The sequence below is a fragment of the Sulfitobacter mediterraneus genome, assembly GCF_003054325.1.
GTDB classification, from domain to species: Bacteria; Pseudomonadota; Alphaproteobacteria; order Rhodobacterales; family Rhodobacteraceae; genus Sulfitobacter; species Sulfitobacter mediterraneus.
Genome location: NZ_QBKU01000007.1, coordinates 81,819 through 102,950 on the forward strand (window position 1 = coordinate 81,819; position 21,132 = coordinate 102,950).

At 54.5% G+C, this 21,132-nt stretch carries 18 protein-coding genes, 1 tRNA gene and 1 pseudogene; 13 read left to right on the plus strand and 7 right to left on the minus strand.

Going from position 1 to position 21,132, the window contains the following annotated elements; all coding sequences use genetic code 11:
- The 3 genes from C8N31_RS12580 to C8N31_RS12590 all read right to left on the minus strand — a co-directional run bounded on the left by C8N31_RS12580 (window position 1) and on the right by C8N31_RS12590 (window position 2,604).
- Window positions 1-714, minus strand: coding sequence for a 50S ribosomal protein L21 (locus tag C8N31_RS12580; protein WP_025046311.1), 714 nt, complete (start codon window positions 712-714; stop codon window positions 1-3).
- A gap of 234 nt (window positions 715-948) precedes the next feature.
- On the minus strand, window positions 949-1,764 hold the full coding sequence (locus tag C8N31_RS12585) for a DUF2059 domain-containing protein (RefSeq protein WP_231476650.1): 816 nt from the start codon (window positions 1,762-1,764) through the stop codon (window positions 949-951).
- On the minus strand, window positions 1,765-2,604 hold the full coding sequence (locus tag C8N31_RS12590) for a DUF2059 domain-containing protein (protein ID WP_025046309.1): 840 nt from the start codon (window positions 2,602-2,604) through the stop codon (window positions 1,765-1,767).
- A 142-nt stretch (window positions 2,605-2,746) separates the two neighbouring features.
- Between C8N31_RS12590 and C8N31_RS12595 the strand changes: the two genes are divergently transcribed.
- The 7 genes and pseudogenes from C8N31_RS12595 (at window position 2,747) to C8N31_RS12620 (ending at window position 9,825) form a co-directional block, all read left to right on the plus strand.
- Window positions 2,747-2,836: transfer RNA gene (locus C8N31_RS12595), tRNA-Ser, on the plus strand.
- Window positions 2,837-2,936: 100 nt separating this feature from the next.
- Window positions 2,937-3,104, plus strand: a pseudogene (locus tag C8N31_RS20715) (DUF6538 domain-containing protein); the annotation flags it as partial.
- 27 nt (window positions 3,105-3,131) lie between these two features.
- Window positions 3,132-4,628 carry a site-specific integrase gene (locus C8N31_RS12600; RefSeq protein ID WP_170116163.1) on the plus strand — a complete coding sequence of 499 codons (1,497 nt, stop codon included), beginning with the start codon at window positions 3,132-3,134 and terminating at the stop codon, window positions 4,626-4,628.
- 131 nt (window positions 4,629-4,759) lie between these two features.
- On the plus strand, window positions 4,760-5,683 hold the full coding sequence (locus C8N31_RS12605) for a hypothetical protein (RefSeq protein WP_025046307.1): 924 nt from the start codon (window positions 4,760-4,762) through the stop codon (window positions 5,681-5,683).
- Window positions 5,684-5,975: 292 nt separating this feature from the next.
- Window positions 5,976-7,076 (plus strand): hypothetical protein, encoded by a 1,101-nt coding sequence (locus C8N31_RS12610; RefSeq protein ID WP_025046306.1) that lies wholly within the window; start codon window positions 5,976-5,978, stop codon window positions 7,074-7,076.
- Window positions 7,073-8,041, plus strand: coding sequence for a site-specific integrase (locus C8N31_RS12615; RefSeq protein WP_025046305.1), 969 nt, complete (start codon window positions 7,073-7,075; stop codon window positions 8,039-8,041). Before C8N31_RS12610 ends, C8N31_RS12615 begins: the two co-directional genes overlap by 4 nt.
- A gap of 119 nt (window positions 8,042-8,160) precedes the next feature.
- Complete coding sequence (locus tag C8N31_RS12620; RefSeq protein ID WP_051544541.1) at window positions 8,161-9,825, plus strand: Eco57I restriction-modification methylase domain-containing protein; 1,665 nt, start codon at window positions 8,161-8,163, stop codon at window positions 9,823-9,825.
- On the opposite strand, the gene C8N31_RS12625 is transcribed toward C8N31_RS12620, so the two are convergent.
- Entirely contained in the window at window positions 9,805-10,839 is a 1,035-nt protein-coding gene (locus tag C8N31_RS12625; RefSeq protein WP_025046303.1) for a hypothetical protein, read from the minus strand. The two genes, C8N31_RS12620 and C8N31_RS12625, sit on opposite strands and share 21 nt — an antisense overlap.
- 110 nt (window positions 10,840-10,949) lie before the next feature.
- Window positions 10,950-11,315, minus strand: coding sequence for a helix-turn-helix domain-containing protein (locus C8N31_RS12630; RefSeq protein ID WP_025046302.1), 366 nt, complete (start codon window positions 11,313-11,315; stop codon window positions 10,950-10,952).
- A 176-nt stretch (window positions 11,316-11,491) separates the two neighbouring features.
- Between C8N31_RS12630 and C8N31_RS20225 the strand changes: the two genes are divergently transcribed.
- From C8N31_RS20225 to C8N31_RS12640, 3 genes are all read left to right on the plus strand, one after another.
- The gene (locus C8N31_RS20225) at window positions 11,492-11,905 is read left to right on the plus strand and encodes a hypothetical protein (protein ID WP_156026834.1); all 414 of its coding nucleotides are present in this window, start codon (window positions 11,492-11,494) and stop codon (window positions 11,903-11,905) included.
- Window positions 11,906-12,343: 438 nt separating this feature from the next.
- Window positions 12,344-12,805, plus strand: a complete 462-nt coding sequence (locus C8N31_RS12635) for a hypothetical protein (protein ID WP_025046301.1) — start codon at window positions 12,344-12,346, stop codon at window positions 12,803-12,805.
- Complete coding sequence (locus C8N31_RS12640; RefSeq protein WP_081785610.1) at window positions 12,802-13,863, plus strand: serine/threonine-protein kinase; 1,062 nt, start codon at window positions 12,802-12,804, stop codon at window positions 13,861-13,863. Before C8N31_RS12635 ends, C8N31_RS12640 begins: the two co-directional genes overlap by 4 nt.
- A 414-nt stretch (window positions 13,864-14,277) precedes the next feature.
- Here the strand turns inward: C8N31_RS12640 and C8N31_RS12645 are convergent, their stop codons facing one another.
- Both C8N31_RS12645 and C8N31_RS12655 read right to left on the minus strand, forming a co-directional pair.
- Entirely contained in the window at window positions 14,278-14,934 is a 657-nt protein-coding gene (locus C8N31_RS12645; RefSeq protein WP_025046300.1) for a hypothetical protein, read from the minus strand.
- Between the two features lie 825 nt (window positions 14,935-15,759).
- Complete coding sequence (locus C8N31_RS12655) at window positions 15,760-16,644, minus strand: LysR substrate-binding domain-containing protein (protein ID WP_025046298.1); 885 nt, start codon at window positions 16,642-16,644, stop codon at window positions 15,760-15,762.
- Between the two features lie 109 nt (window positions 16,645-16,753).
- Here C8N31_RS12655 and C8N31_RS12660 point away from each other — a divergent pair, with 109 nt between their 5' ends.
- The 3 genes from C8N31_RS12660 to C8N31_RS12670 are packed head-to-tail and all read left to right on the plus strand — an operon-like array spanning window position 16,754 to window position 21,017.
- A complete protein-coding gene (locus C8N31_RS12660; protein ID WP_025046297.1) occupies window positions 16,754-18,364 on the plus strand; it encodes a GMC family oxidoreductase in 1,611 nt (536 codons plus the stop codon).
- Window positions 18,361-19,533, plus strand: a complete 1,173-nt coding sequence (locus C8N31_RS12665) for a mandelate racemase/muconate lactonizing enzyme family protein (protein ID WP_025046296.1) — start codon at window positions 18,361-18,363, stop codon at window positions 19,531-19,533. The genes C8N31_RS12660 and C8N31_RS12665 overlap by 4 nt, the downstream gene beginning before the upstream one ends.
- The gene (locus C8N31_RS12670) at window positions 19,530-21,017 is read left to right on the plus strand and encodes an aldehyde dehydrogenase family protein (protein ID WP_231476648.1); all 1,488 of its coding nucleotides are present in this window, start codon (window positions 19,530-19,532) and stop codon (window positions 21,015-21,017) included. The genes C8N31_RS12665 and C8N31_RS12670 overlap by 4 nt, the downstream gene beginning before the upstream one ends.
- Window positions 21,018-21,132 lie beyond the last annotated feature (115 nt).

Sequence of the window (21,132 nt, forward strand, 5' to 3'; positions counted from 1 at the left end):
TTAGCCTTTAGTCTTTTCTTGAGCCTGTGCGATCCAGCCTTCACGCTCGATCCGGCCTTTGAAAGACAGTTTCTCGTCCATCTCAGCAACGTCCGCTTCGGTCCAGGCTGCGACTTGTGCGAAGGTTGTTACGCCCGCGGCATGCAGTTTCTTTTCCAGAGCCGGGCCAACGCCAGACAGTTCTTTCAGATCGTCCGCGCCAGCAGCCGCTTTGGCTTTTGGTGCAGCTTTCTTTTCTGCCTTAGGGGCAGCAGCTTTTTCAGCCTTAGGCGCCGCGGCCTTTTTGGCTTTGGCTGGCTTGGCGGGGGCGGCATCGACAGATGCGCCTGTGATCGCAGCAACAGCAGCGGCGCTCACGGAGCCTGTACCAACAGCAGCCGCAACACCGGATTTACCAGCGCCGGACGCCATGATCTCAGTGATCTTGACCAGTGTCAGCTTCTGACGGTGGCCCTTGGTCCGCTTGGAGGAGTGCTTACGACGGCGTTTGACAAAGTTGATCACCTTGTCGCCTTTGATTTGATCGACAACTTCGGCTTGAACGCCTGCATCTTCGATCACCGGCGCACCAACCTGAGGGCTGTCGCCACCCAGCATCAGAACGTCGTTGAATTGAACTTTTTCGCCGGCACTTGCCGCAATACGTTCAACCCGGAGCATGTCGCCGGACTGTACTTTGTATTGCTTACCGCCAGTCTTGATGACCGCAAACATTGCGTCTTCCTTTACGTCGTTGCCGCGTTCTGTGGTCCCCTTGCGGGTGTTTTTGGAAGGGCCTGTCGGCCTGTTCCACCTCGAACAGCGCGCCCATTCGGGCGTCATTGATAAAATACCCCGAAAGCGGGAAACCCGCCGGGATGCGGGCTTATCGGGGGAATACCTGTTTAAGTCAAGCCGCTTTCCCGGCAAATCTGTATTTATCAGCCAGCGACCAGGCTGGCCCTGCGTTTACAGCTCTTGTGCGGTCATGTTCAAGGCAACAGCCCGGCCCAAAGCATAGGAAATATCCTCATAGGCTTTGCCAAACCCGTCAAACAACGCGGCGTTCAGGGATTGCCCGGCCTGGGTTTGCGCAAAGGCGACATAAGTGGCCAGCTCGTCGTCACTCAGGGGCGAGTAGGCCAGCAACATATACCCATAGAGCCATGCAGTCGTGTCTTCGGTGATCTCGTCGATCTCGGAGGCCACGTCGCGCAGGATATCATCGTCAGACATCTCCAGCGCACCGCCCGTGACCAGCCCGCGCATAAACTGATAGTTGGCGTTCATTGCGCTGGTGACATTGCGGTTGATCATATCGCCGCCCTCGACCATCTCGTGGATCATCGCCAGACGCGGATCATCGCCGCCCGCCAGCGCAGCATAGCGTTCCCTTGCTGCCGCTTCGATATCGGGGTCTTGGATGGCGGCGCGGGCAGAGTTTTCCAGATCGACAATCTGAACGCCCAAATCGCTGCTGAAAAATGCGATGACATCGCCGCGGTCCTCGCCAAAGACCCCGATTTTCAAGTCGCGGCGTACCATCTCAACCATTCGTGCGGGATCATAGATCGCCTCAACCTGTTGTTGCCACCCTGCCCCGCCGTCTCCGGCCAACATGTCGGTATTAAGATCCTCGGCATAGGTGATCCCCTCTTCCCGCAGGATCAGCGCCGCCTCTCGCAGTTTCAGAACATCCACCAGCACCGTCAGCCGTGCATCGGCCCAGGCGGGTGACAGGGCCAGCATCAACAGCACTGGCGCAATCGCAAAAGCCCGTATCATTTACAGATCCTGACTGGGCTGCATGCCCGACAAGCGTTCCGCGACAGCTTCAAACCGGTTGGCCATGATCTCATATTGCACGGCGTTCATCAGGGCATAGACCTCTTGCATCTTGGGATGGGCCAGCGCTTTGGCATAGGCACTGACCTCTGCGTCTGAAAACGCCTGATAGGTATAGGCGGACCCGGCCAAAGCACTTTGTTTGACAGAGGCCCGCAGATCGTCTTCCTGACTGCGCATCGCCTCGCGCAGGTCCGGCTCATCCATGCGCAGTTCAATCACCCCTGCCCCAGCTGCGGCCAGCAGGAACCGGATCTGAACCTCCTGAATGGCCCGGATGGAGCTGCCTGCCACATCCGTCGCGTCATTGAGATCGCGCAGGATATCGACACGCGGCGATCCGATCTGTTCCAATCCGGCCAGAATATCGCCGCCCGCCTCCGATTTCAGACCGTCTTCGTCGATCATATGCGAGGTGTTTTCGGCCCGAACCAGACGTTTGCCCAGATCACTGGCGTAAAAATCTGCGGCATGGACCAACAGATCATCCGACAGCGTGGTGCCAAGGATCTCAAGCGCCATGCCGTGCATCAGATCGGTGTCAAACACCTCGCGCACCAGCCGTGACCATTCGGAGCCAAAAGCATCGGCCTCAATCCCCAACATCTGCGGCGCAGAATCCGCCGAAAGACGGATGCTTTCCAAGGCAACATCAAAGCCGGTGACCTCCAGAAAGGCCTCTAGCTTTTGTTGGTCCGCCGCTTGCGCAGGCTGTTGCGAGAACAAAAGCGTCAGCCCCATCATCACGGCAATTATCGGAAAGCGAAGCGCGGCGGTCATAAGGCATCCTTTGTTGGTTGTCCTTATAACTTAGGCAATCATCGGCGCGGGGCAATGAAATTTCCCGTGTGCCGCCAAAAGGCGCCTATCGCCCCTTGTCACTGCGCGCCAAGCCGACTAAATGGGCGCACCAGACCCCCGCGGAGAGGTGCCGGAGTGGTCGAACGGGGCGGTCTCGAAAACCGTTGTGGGTGCAAGCCTACCCAGGGTTCGAATCCCTGTCTCTCCGCCATTTTGCCGTGTAACCGTTTGGTAATACATGGAATTTCCAAGAGTCGACGGCCTAGAAAACCTGACTGGTACAGTTCGCTGGTACAGTTGAGGTTTGCATAATGGGCAGGACACCAAGATTGGTTAGGCGCGGTGGGGTCTTTTATTTCCGCATGGCCGTGCCCAGATCAATTGTCTCGAAGCTAAATCGAAGCGAAGTCAAAGTGTCATTGCGAACGGTAGATCGCACTAAGGCGACCTTGATCTGCCGGCAAATTAGTAATGACATCGACCAGTTTTTCTTGAATGAATTGTGTATGAGTAACCCTATTCTTGAACAAATTGACCAACGGATCCGCGCCATCTTTCAAAATGCGCTAAACGAAGGGCATAGTTTTCGGCTGATTTTTGGACCGGACTTGGACAAAGATGAGGAAGCCGCTGGCTTCGAAGACAGACAAAGGTCGTGGGCAAACCTATTGCGAAGTCAAAACTACGACGAGGAACTTCTGAGAGAAGCAAAGGCCCTTGTAGGGAAGATCCCCAATAATCCAACTATCTGTCTCGGGGACGCAATTGACCATGCTTGCGAGGGCATTCTGAGAGCGAGGCTCGAATCTGACCGTATTTTGGCAGCGCGACTACGGGGCCATTTCCACCAGACGACACCATTGGACCCGTTTTTTGCTGGAATGACGGTAACGGACATGCCGCTGTTGCCTGGGGAAACGACTGTCTCCAAGATGACTTTGGCAGAAGCTGCAAACAAATATAGCGATGTTCAGCGAGCTAAGGGAAATAGAGAAAAGACGCTGGGCGACTTCAGGTTGACTATGGAGTGGGTATTTTCTGCGATTGATCCCGACAAACGAATTGACCGAGTTTCGAAAGATGACGTTCGGGCCGTCCGCGATTTATTGGGCGCCATTCCAAAAAACATGAGCAAGAACGCCGCTACAAAAGACCTCAAAGCAACCGATGCAGCCAAAGTGGGTTCCAATATGGAAAAGCTGGCCCCAAAGACGCAGCGCAAACGTCTTGCGGCCTTCACTGGCCTGTTGCGTTGGGCGGTTTCCGAGGGCCATGCTGATTCATATGTCGGCGAAGGTATTTCGATTATCGCCAAAGCCAAAACGACTGTTTCCCGCAAACCCTATTCAACGGAACAGCTTAGAAAGGTGTTCGAATGTCCTATTTATAGAGGTCGAAAGAGCGTCAAACACTACAACCTACCTGGCGATTTATTACGAAAAGACTATCTTTTCTGGGTTCCTCTGATCGCCTTGTTCTCTGGAATGCGTGCGGGAGAAATCCTGCAACTAACAAGGACGGATATCAAGGTGGAAGACGGCGTCGGCTTTTTCGACATCAACAAATGGGATGAGGTGGACAAGTCCCTGAAAACTGAAGCCAGCGTACGTAAGGTTCCGATTCATAGTGCTCTTTTAGATTTTGGTTTTAACGAATATGTGAATTTGCATTCGAAGGGCCGAATTTTTGCAGCCACCAAACTCGGCAGTGACGGAACTTACAGTCAGTATTATTCCAAACAATGGCGAGTTATCGCGCAAAAAGGTGGATTCTATACGCCCCAAACTGTGTTTCATAGCTTTCGCCACTGCTTTGTGGATGCGTGCCGAAATGCGAAAATGCCAGAAAACATCGCGATGCAGCTTGTGGGACACAAGGACCAAAAAACCCATGGGGGATACGGCGATGGAGCATCCTTGGCCATTTTGAAGGAAGAGATCGAAGGCGTTAGCTACGCCGGGCTGGATTTAGGCCACTTAGGTAACAATGACTGGTCATATTGAATGAAACGACGTAAACTGAATCGGCAGTCAGTAATTTTGACCTAGGGCCTTTGTAATTGGCCGTGATCGAAGTGAACAATTCACATGAAAAAACTTGGTGCTCTTTTACAAGACCCAAACCCTACTCATTTATGATCAAGATTAAGTATGGCCAAGGGCATAGCCCATTACTGTTCATTGATCGACTTGTCGTAAAGCTGGACTTCTTACCAGGGGCAGTCGCACAACAGACACACTCCTCCATCTTTTCGCTGTTTGACGATCCAGAGTGCTTTTCTGGCACGAAGCCCGCAAACTCTGTGGAGATCGAAAAAAAGGTTGTGTTGGCCAGCGTTCCCAACACCAAACATCACCCGCATTTCACCTATCGCTATGCAAACCATGAAGCTCATTGGATGCGCCTAACGCTCCACCCCAGAGACATGGATTTGGCGGGTTTTGAGGATTTGCACAGCATCTTGGGCCAGTTTACGGATGATGGTTGGGGCAGCTTTGTCAGCAAAGCAAAGGTGACGCAAATCGAAGTTTCCATTGACCTCGAGGGTATCCCATTCAACTCCGTCCACATTTTGCCCGACCAGGCTCAAACGATGACTTTCTTCAAGTCCGGCCAAAAAGTCGAAACAATCTACATTGGCAAATCGAAGAGCAATCAGACGGTGATCTATGACCGCGCTGCGAAGCGGAAAAAACTGGGGCAATTCGAAAAGGCTATTCCCTGTACAAGGATTGAACGGAAGAAGACTAGCCTGAATCTTAAAGTGCATGAATTGGGGAAACTGACAAATCCTTTCGCACATGTGAAATTCGTAAACGTTCCGGCAGCACCACCCCCCTTCGAACTGAAAGAGTACCTTTGGGTGCTGTTTACAGACGCTGTGGCACAGCGCGGGCTTGATCCGGCATTAAAGCTACTGCCGCAGGCCAAACGCACGAAATATCGTAAGTATCTGGCTGATCAAAAACATAGCTGGTGGATGCCTGATATCATATGGAGCTCTTGGCCGAATGTTCTTAGCTCATTGAAATTAACAGACCCTAAACACTGGAAATAGAGAGGGACAAAATTCGTCCAAAGACACTTATCGCGACATTTGAAAAACAGTCGTTTATTCAACCCCCGTTGAGCCAAGTATGAATGCGCGAAATGGTAATAAGGGCCATTTGTGCGGGGGACATATTTGACCTCAAGATAAGGCACAGAGGAGTACATGTTGCGATTTGCAATTAACTGCAATCCAAAAATAGTGTCTAGAATCGTCGATTTCCCTTCACCTGGCGGTGTCACAGGATAAGCTAAAGAAGGTCAGACGTTTTTGACTCCTTTTAGATCAAGGAGGATCAAAGATGACTGATAAGACTGCTTTCGCCAAATTTCGGACAACGGCTGCACAAGAGATTGCAGGATACGATGGGGGCAAACCAGCAACCCCGTTTACCAGTACGCGGTGGGTAGCAAGCTCGCTTTTGCAGAAAGCAATACGCAGAGGTCACCTACCTGCTGCGCGCCAAGCTGGACGGTTTTTGCTGGAAGGTAAAAGGGAACACTTGTTCCGCCGCCTCAATGGCATCGCCGCTGAGGACATCGGTCTAGGTGACATCCAAACCATGGCGATTACGGCAGCTTGTCTAACCAGCGCAAAGGTGCGGCGTGAACTCGGCGGAGATGTGATCGTAACCGATTATTTGATCCGTCGCATGGTTAACGCCCGAAAATCCCGCGCTGCCGATGATCTACTTATGGTCGTCGAGCGCTGGCCGGAACTAAGCGGCGACCGCTCCCGTTTTTTCACTATGCCCAATTGCCGCCTGCGCCAGATCGTTTTGGGATGTCCGTCTCTTGAACGTAGGGCTCTGGCACTTTGGCTTTTAGTTGGCACGGAACGTTGTCCAAGCCAATATCTGCCTAGGCGCAAGGGCAGCCCCGATATGGCATTCGCGACACTCGCCGATCTGGGTGTGGCCCCAACATTACTGACCATCACTCGGGAGAACTTCACCAAGACCGCAACGATGCTGTCCCCGTTTGTCGCTCTTTTGTCCCTAGAGAATGGCGTGGCTGGAACCGGGGTTGCCGATGATCCTATCCCGGTTGCAACTGTCATAAATGGGATACCGTCTTGGGCATTCGATATGCACACCCGCCCCGGTCGGACGGCGTTGGGGCGTTTGCTTCTGCGAAATGCAGGCATGTCAGCATGGGCGGCGACGTCCTTGCCCCGCACAGGTAGGATACAGATCGCGGGCGAACTACTCTTCCGGCTAGAAGGCCAGTGTTTGCATCGCCGTTCGGCTGGACCAGTCAGCATTGGTCTGCAAAAGCGATGGGAGGTTGATTGCTCTGGACTGCCGCTGGATTCGCTCATATTTGGGATGGCAGCGCTTCGCGATGCGATGTATGAGCTAGACGCGATCAGGGGTGAAGTAGTCGCGGAGGGCGCATCATGAGCAGCCAGACTCTAACCCAGGATAATCCTTTCTTATCCCGGCCCACAAAGTACACTGAATGCAACACTTTGATCGCTGATAAGGCCGTTGAGCATTTCATCCGCGAAAGCCTGTCCGAGAACACACGTAAAGCTTATCAGGCCGACCTGACGCATTTCATAAATTGGGGCGGTACGCTCCCCGCTACCGCTAATATGGTCGCGCGGTATCTGGCCAACCATGCAGATTCGTTGGCCCCTGCTAGCCTTGCGCGGCGAGTGGCGACCCTGAGCAAGGCCCACGATTCGAATGACTGGCCAAACCCTGTCCGCAGCGAACTAGTCCGCGCAACGATGCGGGGAATCAAGCGGGTGAAAGGTACCGCACAGAATCAGGCACGCCCTCTGTTGCGGGAAGACCTATTCATTATGCTGGACTCGCTTGGAGTTGATACCCGCGCAATCAGAGACCGAGCATTACTATTGATCGGCTGGGCAGGTGGCTTCCGGTCGGCTGAGTTGGTAGGTCTTGAACCAGCCGATGTGGAAGAGGTCCGCGAAGGGCTGGTGCTGTATCTGCGCCGCTCTAAGACCGACCAGACGGGCCAAGGCCGCAAGATCGGCATCCCCCGAGGCCGGACCCGCAATTGCCCTGTGGTGGCGCTGTCAGCTTGGCTGGAAGTTTTGCATTCGGATGGCGGCCCAATATTTCGCCCCGTTGATCGACATGGCAATGTGCAGCCCGGCCGTCTTCGCTCCGACGCAGTATCCACTATCCTGCGGAATCGCCTAGATAATGTCGGGATCGACCCCGTGGCTTACAGCGGTCACAGCCTTCGTGCCGGCCTCGCAACCAGCGCCATCAAGGCAGGAGTACCGACCTACAGAGTCCGCGCCCAAACAGGCCACGCCTCAGACGCGATGCTGGGGCGGTATGTGCGGGATGCTGGATTGTTCGATGAGAACGCCCTAATAACCCTGTTGTAACTATGTATTGAGTGGGACTATTGAGATACTCAAGGCTGTTACAAAGCATTACAATTGCATGTCGCTCTCAAAAAGAAGCTAAACATCCAACTGCGACACGAACGCAGAAAGAACAGAAAATGACAGAAGCAGTGCGGATTACCAAACGGTACGAGGATGTGGGCGAAACCAAGTCTGATGGTGTCAATTACACACCGCGGACGCTTGCCGATTTTGTTGCAGACCGCATCGTCGCTAATGCGGCCCCCGTTTCCAATCGTCCCGTCCGCGTACTTGATCCAGCTGTTGGACATGGGGAGCTGCTGCTTGCCTTGCTAGACCGTCTTGATGGGCCAGTCGAGGTGTACGGATTCGAAACGGATCCTGACGCTTTGGAGGAAGCCCGCGCAAGGTTATCTCGGGAACACCCTAACGCTGAGTTGAAGCTGCGCACCGGAAGCTTCCTTGATCACGTCCTAGATGACTTCGCTGGGGGCTTGTTCGGTGCCGCTACGCGGTATGATCTTATAATCGCAAACCCACCATATGTGAGAACACAGATCATCGGAGCGGAGCGCGCACGCCTACTCGCTTCACAGTTTGGCCTATCTGGGCGCGTGGACTTGTATCACGCCTTCTTACTGGGCATGGCGACTGTGTTGGGGCCAGACGGTGCCGCTGGGTTCATCGTATCCAACCGTTTCATGACTACCAAGGGCGGCGCGTCCGCGCGCGCCGGCATGATGACCGACATCCGTTTGCGTGAGATTTATGATTTGGGCGACACAAAGTTATTTGAAGCCGCAGTTCTGCCTGCTGTCCTAATCGCACGGGGCAATGGAGGTGACGCTCAAACGCCTTCCTTCCATTCGATCTACCAAGCCAAAGCAGAGGCAGAATTTGTCTCTCCTGATGTTCTCACCGCGCTTCAGCATGAGGGAATTGTTGCTGTTCCAGACGGTCGTGCCTTTCTTGTCCAGCATGGCACGCTAGACAACGGCAATGATCCAGCTGGAGTTTGGCGGCTGGCATCGGAAGGTGTCGAGCGTTGGCTTGCAACCGTTAAACAGAATACGTGGCGGACCTTCCGCGAAATTGGAAAAATTAGAGTTGGCATCAAGACCTGCGCTGACAAGGTTTTCATCCCTAAGACTTGGGATGCGGAAATGGAGCTACACCGCCCACTTACCACGCACCACACGGCGCAACGGTTCCGTCCCAAACCACCCCACAGGAAGGTCCTCTATCCTCACCACATGGTTAATGGTCGCAAGCAGACCGTGGATCTGGCAAATTATCCTGCCAGCCGGGCCTATCTCGAAGAGCACCGACAGACGTTAGAAAGCCGCAGTTATGTGATTGAGGCAGGAAGGGAGTGGTATGAGATTTGGGTGCCACAAAACCCTGCAGATTGGCCCGGTCCAAAGCTGGTCTTCCGAGACATCTGTGAACAGCCGACATTCTGGATGGACCTCGAAGGAACCGTTGTCAACGGGGACTGCTACTGGCTGACGGGCAACGAGGATTTGCTATGGCTCGCCCTCGGCGTTGCCAACTCGACATTCATCGAGCGTTTCTATGACCGGCGGTTCAATAACAAACTGTACGCAGGGCGGCGGCGCTTCATCACACAGTATGTTGAACAATTCCCGCTCCCAGACCCCGCTAGCGACGACGCGCGCACGATTGTTGAAGCTTGCCGCGACCTCTACGCGCGGCTGGCCGATGGCCCCCAGCCCGATTTAGAGAAGCGGATTGACGAGATGGTCTGGACCGCGTTCGGGCTAGCTGTTGAAGAAGTCTGAAGGTAGCGGTATCTGGAGCTTTCTATTCAGCACCTTCCCGCCAAATTGGGGAAAGCGGCTGAAGAAGCTCGCACCAGTGGTGAGGTAAACGTTCGTCAGAGTCACGTTCATCCCGTCAGTGTGCGCAGAGAATAACGCATAGCGAACATCGCAATGGCGAACCTGCGTCCCTTCGATTTGAGGCACGTCCAGTGGGTCCTCGCTGGCGGGAAGGACAAGGCCCAAGTCGATTGTTGGGGAGGTCTGTAGCTTGACTTCAAGTAGTTGGTTTCGAACATCTGGAAAACGCCCATCGTCTCGGTAGTCTGCGTAACCAAGAAGTTCGCAAACGATGCGATGAAGTGCGGCACCCCGGTTGCGTTCTTGGTCACGCCCTGCATCGGGAAATGTACGGCCAACCGCACCGCGCAGCCGGTCAAATAGTTCGCGAATGGGCAGGATGAGACCGTGTGCTGGGTGGTCAATCGGGCTCACGTTTTCGGCAAGGTTGGCACCAAGACAGACGTGCGGTACAAGCATTTCAGTATCGGTTGAAGCGATTAGCTCCGCTGACTGATCCCCGGGAACCAGCCGTGCCTGGTATTTCTGAGTCAGCGTTCCCGTGGTGTCGAGCTGCGCCAACTCCTCTCCATTGACCACCTTGACGCGCGTTATGACGCCCGCCTCATCGACCCGGAGAAGAACATACCGGCGAGATGGAGATAGCTCTTCATTCCAGATTTGAAGGTTGTTCGCCTTCTGAGCATAGGTGTCGAACATCTGCCCGTAAAAGCGGGGCTGAATCTTGGTGAAACTCTTGGGCACCGGATAGCCAAGAGCGCGGCAGACGTGCTGTTTGACCAGCTTCGATCTAGTTCTGATTGGTACGTCTAGGCCATCAACCCCCACAAGAGCTTCGTTCAGTATTCGCTCAAGGTCAGGTGTAGGTATCCAAAGATCAGTATCACCAACTTCGATGGAATCAAAAATAGTTAGACCACTTTCTGCAATCATTCTGACGTAATCATTGCCCATTTAACGCCCCTCAAAATAGGTTTTGGCATTAAGTAACAGTTGAATTACCTCTTTGCTAGTTTTTGTGCGATTTCTGAAGCGGTGACGGTTTCGAAGCGGTACTGGAACGTCTAAACGCCAGAAATTGGTGGAGATTTCCTGCCGGGTTTCTTCGGGCGCGGAATTGCCAAAGCCTCCGTCTGTTTTACAACGGTTTCCAGTTGATCTTCGGGGAGGGTGCCGGCGGCTATCGTCAGTCGCTCCAGAAGCAGGGTTCGCCGATTCATAGGTGAGGCATCAGTCAAGCCTAGCAGATGGTCCACAGATGTATCGAGAACACGTGCAATTTTCGCAAGCGTCATTAGGTCCGGTTCACGTTGATCATTGGCGTAGTTTGAATAGCGCCTTTCATCCAAATCACACAACCGAGCCGCTTGTGAGTTGGAAATACCAAGCTGTAACGCCCGTTCTTTCAATCGTTTGGCAAAAACTTTCATCTAGAACGGTTTGTTCCGAAATACCTTCTACCGCTATGTATGTTTTGAGGGCATTATACGGAACGAAACGTTCCAAAATTGGAGGTCACTAAATGATATTGACAGAACGAAGCTCACATCGCCTTGCACGATGCAAGCGGATCGTTGCAATGCTCGCCGCTTCATGCTTGCCGTCTGTGACCTATGCAGATTGGCAGTATACGCAGTGGGGCGGTAGCCCGACAGCTGTTATTGAGGCTTCGGGTGGATCCGCTGGGCCAAACGATGATCGAGGCAAAGATCCCCTTCCACTAGTTGCTACTCTAACCGCACCTTATACTGGGCTGGGCTTCAATTTTGATGCATATTTCATCTTCGACCCAGCAGAACAGTTACGCTATGTTGATCTCGCTCCGCTTCATCCTGAAAGCTGCAACGAAATTCGGTTTGCCTTGATGAATTCGTATGGTCAGCCAGACAAACGTGGTTCCTTCGGTCTCTTGAAATGGTGGCACAGGGAAAGTGGCAATGTCGTTATCTATTCCGAGATTGGGGCCTGCCAAATTCGGTACATGTCACTATCGGAACCGGGGCAAGCTGGAGGGCTTTAACCCAAGTAGCGGTGCGCACCATCGCGTAACGACAGCGCTGAATGAAATTGGCGCGGCGCTATATTGCCCTTAGAACCCGATCAGCATCATGCACAGAAACTGGCGAAAATACTTGCAGCCCCCTTCCCTTTGGCCTGTCAACTGGTACAGTTTTATTGCGAACTCAAGGAGGAGTTGCGGTTAAGGTCTTGGGAACATTCAGGTCGGAAAAAAAGTCGGGTATCCCTGTCTCTCCGCCAATTCGATCAGATTTTTTCTTTTTTTTCAGAGTCATAGATGGGCAAGCTGTGAGCTCGTCCCCCATTTTGACCCCCACTACGATTTGAGTGACCTTTGAACTGCGACCTTAGGTTGTGGAATTTGTCAGTTCCAGATAATACCATAGAGACAAACCCCAATTGTGTTGCTCCAAGACCCAAATTTAGAGAAGTACCATTTATGACAGTTTCTGTTGGCGTCGTCGTTCATTCAGCCAAACTAATTTTGGTCGAAGGCAATATTGAAGCTGATGGGACTATTACACTGATAAAAGATGAAACAATGAACTTGGAGACTGGCGACCGCACGATTGCCCTTAGGAACATGCATCGTCGAGTTTTTGACCGCCTTTCAGAGGGTGTTGATAAGATTGTGTTGAAGGCAAGCTCTGGAGGAAAATATGCGGCAAAGACTTCTATCCTTCATGCTGCTGAACTGCGTGGCGTATTTTTATCAGCGGTTCCGAACAATATCACCGTTGTACAAAAACACTCAAAATCGGTGAGTAGAGCAAAATCAAAAAAGATTGGAGATTACCTTAAAGATGATACCTACTTTGAAGCAAATTTCTCAGGTGTGAAATTGCGTAAGGGAAGTCGAGAGGCGGCGCTTTTAATGTTCGAGGAAGAGAAAAGCGCATGAGCCTCTACTTAGCTGATCTTACCAAGGGGGTATTGGTTGGGAAAGGGGCTTTTGGAGATGTACATAAGTGCATTGATCCAGTTCTTGGCGTAGTGGCCGGGAAGTTCATTTTTGCATCCAATTTTTCTGACAACTCCGCTTGGAAATTGGCAAAGAGGCAATCTCTAAGTGAGGCGAGAAATCTATGTGCGCTGGAGCATCCGAATACTGTCAAAGTGTTCGGTGTTCTAGCTGACCCAGCAGACAAGGAGTTTTTGATTTCTTGCGAGTTCTGCGAACATGGTTCTGCGCGAGATATCTGCAAGTCGAACCAAGTTAACTTAGGACACGCAAAGAGCATTGTTCGAGACGCTGCAATGGGTCTTAGTTTCATCCACGGAAATGGTTACATTCATCGGGATGTAAAACCAGACAATGTGCTGTTGAGTAACAACGGTTGTGCCAAAGTGGGGGACTTTGGTTTTGTTACAGACGAACTGCTATTTGGCTTTGCAACTCCATATGGAACTCCGGTGTACTGGGCACCTGAAGTCTATAAGAGTAAAGTTTGTTCGCCACAATCCGACGTGTATTCTCTAGGTGCTACTCTTTTTCACTTAGTTTGTGGTGAGCAATGGTTTTTTAGAAGCCAGAATCAACCTTCAATTGGTATCGATGCAGCTGGCCACTACTTCATTAAAGAAAACCCTCTCTACTTGCCACATGTACCAAAGGATTGGAGGACAAAGATTGGCAGCCTCTTGCGACATGATCCTTCCCGCAGGTGCGCTTCCATGTCGGAAGCATTGAACTTAGTCTCAATGCTTGGAAAAACAGAAAATTGGCACTGCCAAGTTTGCTCGGACGAAATTATTTGGACGCTTGAAGGATCAAAAAGGCGTGTCCGCGTAGTTTGGCGCGACTACTTTAAAAAAACGAGCGAATGGACTGCTTGGTCGGAGGATTTAGGGGGAGCAAGGCGACGGGCTTTAGAAGCTGGTTCAGGTTCTGGTAAATGGATTGTAGCATATCGGAGCTTGCAGAAATTTTTCCAAAAAAGAACAAATCGAATTAGGTAGATACGGCCTTAATTGGTATTGCTGCCAAATCTCCGTTGCCACCAGTTACTATCTCAAAACCGACCGTTAGTCTGCTGACCGCTTGAAGGCGATCGTCCTTGCAAACATTGCAAAATTCTGACTTTGCTGAGACACCCCTTTCGGGAAGCCACTTGCGCCCGCAGTAGCCGCACAACGGCTTGCGAAGCATCTTAACTGTCATAGCCAAATGCCCTCCCAAGCAAAAAATGAGCTGCTTTAGCGCGCTCTACATTACAAAAAGGCTACCAGCAAACACTTCTCCTGTCTAGCTTGTTCTATTTTTGTTCTGATTTCACGTAGGAGGTTTCAATTGCGCAATTCAACGCAAACTTGCATTTTTCTCTCTAAAACAATTTCTTAAGGTAATAAAGTAACCGATGTAAGCCATGTGCGCTAACGAGCAATAATGTCCAAGTTCAAAAACATCTCGCGTTCCTCTTTGCTGAGAATGTTCGCATATTTTGCTATGAACAGGTGGTCCGCTTGGCTCTCGCACCAAGTAATCTCACGCCTTTTTCGTTGATAGGTCCGTTGCCACATGCCTTTGGGCTTGAGGGCTATCAGATACGCGGTACCTGGTTCGCCGCCCAGTGCCATGCGAAGTTTGTTGGCACGGCGCAACATACGGTCATACCGCGCCTCTGATTGGCTGGCATAAGCAATTCTGTAGCAATGGCGGCATAGGAAGTACCTGCCCCCTGAAAACAGCTTACCGACCCGTCGCCCGCAATGCCGCCCGTTCACTACACCGGGACACATAAAATAGGGGCGCTTATTTCCGTAATTGCAGTCAACGTGGGTGATGCGGATTGGCTGCGAAATCGGCTCCCAATCCCCACCATACACCCGCACCTTGTAGTCTAGGACAAGCCGCCTTTCCTCTGCCCTGTAGTTGATCCGCTCCACTTCCTCACCATCGCGGGACCAGACCCAATTGCCGCTACTACCGGGACGCAGGCAACCGTCGCGGTGAAACCGGTTCACATCCAGCGACTTGCACTGCTCTGCAATCTGCTTGCTGCTAGTCCGTCCTGAGCCATATCCGCCCATGTTTGAGTCTCCAGATATTTTACGAAATCATTAGGCAAGTTTGTCATTTATCGGAGGGTGAAAATCTGAAATCCCCATTTTGTGGATGTGCTTTTTTGGCTTCCCACGCCGGTCCGTGAGTTAATTGGTGCAGGCATTTGCATACCCCCTCTGTCCTTATTCACTCTAGAAGGGTTGCCCACACTAAGCAATGTTCTCTAATTGTTCTAAATGAGCAGCAAGCTACCCCACAGATACGACGTCATCGACCGGGAGTTCCCTGTGCGATTGGTCATTGAAGCACGCCCAGAGACCTATGAGATAACCCGTCAATGGTTGCAAAGAAACGTCGGCACAGGGAACTACGCCAGCAAGCCGCACCTGCTTTGGAACACGCGGGCTACGGCGGTCTACTTTCGCAACTTGCACGAAGCGTTGATGTTTGTGGCCGGTTGCCCGCATGTTAAACTGGCTTGGGAAGGATACTCAGGCAAGGTTAGATAGCTACCCGTGCTGAGTTACCAGACAGCCCAATCCTGACTGAAACCATCGGATGTCGCCTGTGAGCCCAAAGTGCAAAACGCTACGCCATGAACGAACGGCAGAGCAGAGCATAAAACGTCATTTGAAGCCTGTCCCTTTCGCCAAATCCGGCTTTGATTTTGGCGGTGCCGCAGTAGTGAACAGCTGCCGTTTGTTGTCGGAGCAGTATGAACTTGGTTTCGTGTGTTCGGGGAGCGGGCGTTGAAGGCAGTCGCTGTTTTCAATTCGGCACTTTGGCCTCGCGCAATCAAAGATGGAATGGGTAGCGATTGGGTCTTGCGCAGCAAAAGACTTTGAGTTTGGTCAAACTTGGCGCATCGGGGAAGACTGCTCGATAATCCAATCCAGAAACATTTGAGACCCATAGCTGACAGGGCCCTCTGGGCAGGTGACATAGATCGCCTGATCTGTGTGTTTTTCGAGGGGCAGTGAGCGCGCCAGACGCCCGTCTTGCAGATAGGGAAGCGCGAAAAGCTCTGACACCAGCGCATGTCCCATCCCATTTGCGGCAAGTTCCAGGGCGGCAATACTCTGATCCACATTGAATGCAGGGATCTGCTTGGGGGGTGCCAAGTTCTCCTGACGGAAAAATTGGTGCCAGTTGTCGGCCACACCGATGATCTCGATCAAAGGTGAGTCTCGCAAAGCCTCAAGCGTTTCGCCACCGGGCTGCAGACTTGGGTGACAGACCGGGACTACGGGTGGACGCCCTAGCAGCGTTGAGCGCTGCCCGGGCCAATCCCCGTTCCCAAATCGAATTTCGATATCAAGTTGGCCTGATTGGATCGCGCTAGCCCAAGTGCCCATATGCAATTGCATATTAACCTCCGGATATCGCGCCCGGAAATCAGGCAACTGCTTCAATAGCCAGAGCTGCGCGAATGTCGGCAGGCAACGGATCCTCAACGGACGCATGTGCCTAGTGCCGAAAACATCCCGCGTACCCAGCCTAAGGGTTTCGAAGGCTTTGATGACCCAGGGCAGATAAAGCTCCCCCATTGTGGTCAGTTCCATGGGCCGTTTTTTGCGGGAAAACAGCTGATAGCCCAAATGCTCTTCGAGCGACCGTAACTGATGGCTGACAGCGGCGGGCGTCAGTCCGAGTTCATCTCCGGCGTTGGAAAAGTTACCGTTTCGTGAGGCTGCCTCAAATGCGCGCAGCCAAGGTAAAGGAGGTATGTCATTCATTGGGCGGGCCTGCATTGCAAATTTTTCCACGTCAATATCAAAAAATTATTTGTTTATGGAACACCAGCTGTTTGTGCCAGAAACACCTAGAGAGTCGGCAGGGAACGCCATGAAAAACTTTGACTATATCATCGTAGGCGCGGGCTCCGCCGGCTGCGTTCTGGCTGACCGGTTGAGTGTGTCCGGGCGCTACAAAGTGCTGGTGATTGAGGCCGGCGGACGCGGCTGGTCACCTTGGATTGCGCTGCCGCTTGGCTATGGCAAGACCTTTTTCGACCCAAAAGTGAACTGGAAATACCAGACGGAGCCGGAGAATGCGCTGGCCGGACGCGTCGGCTACTGGCCGCGCGGTAAAGTTGTAGGCGGGTCCGGTGCGATCAACGCCTTAGTCTATGCGCGTGGGCTGCCGCGGGACTTCGATGACTGGACAGCGGCGGGGGCGACAGGCTGGGACTGGGAAACGGTACACCGGACCTATGAAGCGATGGAAACCCGGCTCGATATCAACGGCGGGCGCCAGGGCAGTGGACCATTGCATGTGCAGGATGTGTCGGACCAGCTCCACCCAGTGAACCGGCACTTCTTTGCTGCGGCCGAAGCAATGGGGCTGCCGCGCACCGAGAATATCAACGGCCGCGACAGTGAGGGGGCGGCGGCCTACCAGATCAACACCAGCGGCGGCCGCCGGATGCACTCGGCGCGGGCCTTCCTGAAGCCCGCGCTCAAGCGGGCCAACGTCACACTGATGACCGGGGTGCAGGCCGAGCGGGTCGTCTTTGAAGGCACGCGTGCCGTAGCCGTTCAAGTGGTGAGGGATGGGAAAAAGCAAACTCTGCGCGCGGGACGCGAAATTATCGTGTCGTCGGGCACCGTAACTTCGCCGCGGTTGCTGCAGCTTTCGGGTATCGGTCCGGCGGACCTGCTGAAATCCCACGGCATCACGCCGCTGCTGGATGCGCCGCACGTAGGCGGAAACCTTCAGGATCATCTGGGCATCAACTATTATTTCCGCGCAACCGAACCGACGCTGAATAATATGCTGCGCCCGTTTTTTGGCAAGCTTCGAGCAGCACTGCAATACGCGCTGACCCGGCGCGGGCCTTTGGCTATGTCGGTAAACCAGTGCGGCGGCTATTTCTGCTCCAGTCCGGATCAAGCCCAGCCCGACCAGCAGCTGTATTTCAACCCGGTGACCTATACCACCACGCCGAACGGCAAGCGCACGGTGGTGCAGCCCGACCCGTTTCCAGGATTCATCATCGGCTTCCAGCCAACCCGTCCTACCAGTCGCGGCCGTATCGACATCAGCTCCCCTGACCCGGCCGCCCCGCCCCGCATCCGTCCCAATTCGCTGTTCACCGAAGAGGACCACGCACAGGTCGTGGCAGGCGGGCGCATATGCCAGCGGCTGATGAGAACTGCGGCTTTGAATGGGCTGGTGGACTCGGCGATGGATCCGGATCTGCGCCGTATGGACGATAGCCAGATTCTGGCCGATTTCCGCGAGCGCTGCGGCACCGTATTTCACCCGGTCGGCACCTGCCGGATGGGGCGGGACGCACAGGACTCAGTGGTCTGTCCACGCCTGAGGGTGCATGGGCTGCAGGGACTTCGGGTTGCCGATGCCTCGGTCTTTCCCAACATAACCTCGGGCAACACCAATGCCCCGACCATGATGCTGGCGCACCGCGCCGCTGATCTCATTCTGGAGGACGTATGAGCACGCCTTATTCAATGTCCGGCGCTGTGCCGGCTGCCAACACCCGCGGTAAGGATGACACTGGGCCGCGGATCCGCCGGATTGAGACCTTTTGCACGCCGCTGATCGGATTTGTGCGGGTCACCTCCGAGGACGGCACCATGGGCTGGGGGCAAGTTTCCACGTACAGCAGCGACCTAACCTGCGAGATCCTGCACCGGCAGGTGGCACCCTGGGCGCTGGGGCGCGGCATGGACGCGCTGGAGGATGTGATCGCCGAAATCCCGCTGCGGGAGCACAAGTTTCCCGGCACCTATCTGCGCAGGGCCATGGCGGGTCTGGACACTGCAGTCTGGGACTGGCGCGGCAAGGCTGCGGGAAAGCCCGTGGCCGAACTGCTGGGCGGCTCGGCAGGGCCGTTGCGGGCCTATGCGTCCTCCATGCGGCGTGACATCACGCCCGAGGATGAGGCAGCGCGGATGCGGGAACTGCGCGATGATTGCGGCTTTGACGCCTTCAAGGTGCGCGTTGGCGCCGAATGCGGCCAGGACCGGGACGAATGGGAAGGCCGCACCGAGGCGATCATTCCCGCAATTCGCAAGGCCATGGGCCCGGATGCGGCGCTGCTAGTGGATGGCAACTCGGGCTTTGGCGCGGCCCGCGCCATAGAGGTGGGGAGGATGCTTGAGGCCAACGGCTACGAACACTTCGAGGAGCCTTGCCCCTATTGGGAGCTTGAGCAGACTGCCGAAGTCACCCGCGACCTTTCCATTGACGTGGCGGGCGGTGAACAGGACTGGGATCTGCAGCAGTGGAAGCGCATCATTGCCCTGCGTGCGGTTGATATCATTCAACCCGACATTCTGTATCTGGGCGGCATAGTGCGCAGCATGGAGGTGGCCCGTATGGGCCATGCCGCCGGGCTGCCCTGCACGCCGCATGCGGCCAACCTGTCGCTGGTCACGCTGTTCACCATGCACCTCCTGCGAGCGGTGCCCAATCCGGGCCGCTATCTGGAATTCTCGATCGAGGGCGACGATTACTACCCGTGGCAGCGCGAATTGTTCCGGAACGATCCCTTCACCATCACGAACGGCCAGGCGGTTGTGACCGATGCCCCAGGCTGGGGCGCCGAGATCTGCCCTGAATGGCTGGCCAAGTCCACCTACAAATGCAGCGAGGACGCATGATGACCTCCGACCGGATGATTTCCACCTATTTTGAAACTGGCACCCTGCCGGACCTGCCAAGCGACCATTTCATCGATGGGGTGTTCGTAGCGGCCGACAGCGGCAACCGCATGGAGAGCTTTGATGCCGGCTCTGGCGAAGCCTTTGCCGAATTCGCCGCAGGCACCGCTGCTGATGTGGACCATGCCGTGGCCAGCGCCGCGAAAGGCTTCGAGGTTTGGCGTAACACGCCACCTGCGCGTCGCTGCGCCATCCTTAACGAGGCGGCGCGTCTGATGCGCGCCGAAGCGGACAGGCTGGCGGTGGTTGAAAGCCTAGACAGCGGCAAGACCCTGGCCGAGGCGCAAGGCGATGTCGCGGGTTCGGCGCGTCTGTTCGAATATTACGCAGGTGCCGCTGACAAGCTGGACGGACGAAGCGTCAACCTGGGGAATGGCAACGCAGCGTTCACGATGCGCGAGCCGGTGGGCGTGACCGCTCATATCGTGCCGTGGAACTACCCGACGTCAACGCTTGTACGTGGTATTGCCCCGGCACTGGCAGCGGGCTGCTCGGCGGTGGTAAAGCCTGCGGAAACCACGCCCTTTACCGCGCTGATGATCGCCGAGCTGCTGTTGCGCGCTGGCGTGCCTACGGGTGTGGTCAATGTGGTCACCGGGACCGGCATTGAGGCTGGTGCGCCGTTGGTCACGGATCCCCGCGTGCGGCATGTGACCTTCACCGGCTCGGTCGCAACCGGCGTCGGGGTGATGCAGAATGTGGCGCCCAACGTGACCGGACTGACCTTGGAACTGGGAGGCAAGTCGCCGCTGATCGCCTTTGCCGACGCCGATGCCGAGGCGGTGGCAGAGGGCGCGCTCTGGGCTATTTTTTCCAACTCCGGGCAGATTTGCTCCGCTGGTTCCCGGCTCGTGATCCACCGCGACCTGCACGCCGAGGTGCTGGAACGGTTGGTCAGAAAAGCGCAAGGCCTGCGCTTTGGCCACGGGCTTCGGAATCCGGATATGGGTGCGGTGAACTCGGAACGACATTTGGCGCAGATTGCGGATCACGTGGAGCGTGCCCGCGCCCGCGGGGTGGAGATCGCCGCCGGCGGCAACATCGCAACTGACCCGAAAACCGGCAAGGGCTGGTTCTTCGAGCCGACCATCTTCGACAATCTGTGTGCCGGTGACGATGCGGTGACGCAGGAAATCTTTGGCCCTGTTCTTGCCGTGCAGACCTTCGAAAACGAAGAAGAAGCACTAGCGCTTGCCAATTGCACCGATTTTGCTCTGGCGGCCGGGATCTACACCCGCGACATGTCTACTGCCCTGCGTATGGCGCAGCGGGTGGATGCGGGGCAGGTCACCGTCAACGACTATTGGGCCGGCGGAATCGAATTGCCCTTTGGCGGCAACCGAAAATCCGGTTTCGGTCGCGAAAAAGGGTTGGAGGGCCTTGACGCCTACACCCGTTCAAAATCTATCACGCTCGCTGTGTGAGGCAGTGCCAGATCTGAGAATTCTAGGGGAAGGGAAATAGCGCTGCTTACCACTCAACAATGGAGAGCTGCATGTTGAATCGACGATGCAACTTGCTCCCATACGTGCTTTCGAG

Excerpts from the sequence above, each read along its gene's own strand:
- C8N31_RS12580 (WP_025046311.1), bottom strand. The coding sequence starts at position 714 with ATGTTTGCGGTCATCAAGACTGGCGGTAAGCAATACAAAGTACAGTCC.
- C8N31_RS12585 (WP_231476650.1), bottom strand. The coding sequence starts at position 1,764 with ATGATACGGGCTTTTGCGATTGCGCCAGTGCTGTTGATGCTGGCCCTG.
- C8N31_RS12590 (WP_025046309.1), bottom strand. The coding sequence starts at position 2,604 with ATGACCGCCGCGCTTCGCTTTCCGATAATTGCCGTGATGATGGGGCTG.
- C8N31_RS12600 (WP_170116163.1), top strand. The coding sequence starts at position 3,132 with ATGAGTAACCCTATTCTTGAACAAATTGACCAACGGATCCGCGCCATC.
- C8N31_RS12605 (WP_025046307.1), top strand. The coding sequence starts at position 4,760 with ATGATCAAGATTAAGTATGGCCAAGGGCATAGCCCATTACTGTTCATT.
- C8N31_RS12610 (WP_025046306.1), top strand. The coding sequence starts at position 5,976 with ATGACTGATAAGACTGCTTTCGCCAAATTTCGGACAACGGCTGCACAA.
- C8N31_RS12615 (WP_025046305.1), top strand. The coding sequence starts at position 7,073 with ATGAGCAGCCAGACTCTAACCCAGGATAATCCTTTCTTATCCCGGCCC.
- C8N31_RS12620 (WP_051544541.1), top strand. The coding sequence starts at position 8,161 with ATGACAGAAGCAGTGCGGATTACCAAACGGTACGAGGATGTGGGCGAA.
- C8N31_RS12625 (WP_025046303.1), bottom strand. The coding sequence starts at position 10,839 with ATGGGCAATGATTACGTCAGAATGATTGCAGAAAGTGGTCTAACTATT.
- C8N31_RS12630 (WP_025046302.1), bottom strand. The coding sequence starts at position 11,315 with ATGAAAGTTTTTGCCAAACGATTGAAAGAACGGGCGTTACAGCTTGGT.
- C8N31_RS12635 (WP_025046301.1), top strand. The coding sequence starts at position 12,344 with ATGACAGTTTCTGTTGGCGTCGTCGTTCATTCAGCCAAACTAATTTTG.
- C8N31_RS12640 (WP_081785610.1), top strand. The coding sequence starts at position 12,802 with ATGAGCCTCTACTTAGCTGATCTTACCAAGGGGGTATTGGTTGGGAAA.
- C8N31_RS12645 (WP_025046300.1), bottom strand. The coding sequence starts at position 14,934 with ATGGGCGGATATGGCTCAGGACGGACTAGCAGCAAGCAGATTGCAGAG.
- C8N31_RS12655 (WP_025046298.1), bottom strand. The coding sequence starts at position 16,644 with ATGAATGACATACCTCCTTTACCTTGGCTGCGCGCATTTGAGGCAGCC.
- C8N31_RS12660 (WP_025046297.1), top strand. The coding sequence starts at position 16,754 with ATGAAAAACTTTGACTATATCATCGTAGGCGCGGGCTCCGCCGGCTGC.
- C8N31_RS12665 (WP_025046296.1), top strand. The coding sequence starts at position 18,361 with ATGAGCACGCCTTATTCAATGTCCGGCGCTGTGCCGGCTGCCAACACC.
- C8N31_RS12670 (WP_231476648.1), top strand. The coding sequence starts at position 19,530 with ATGATGACCTCCGACCGGATGATTTCCACCTATTTTGAAACTGGCACC.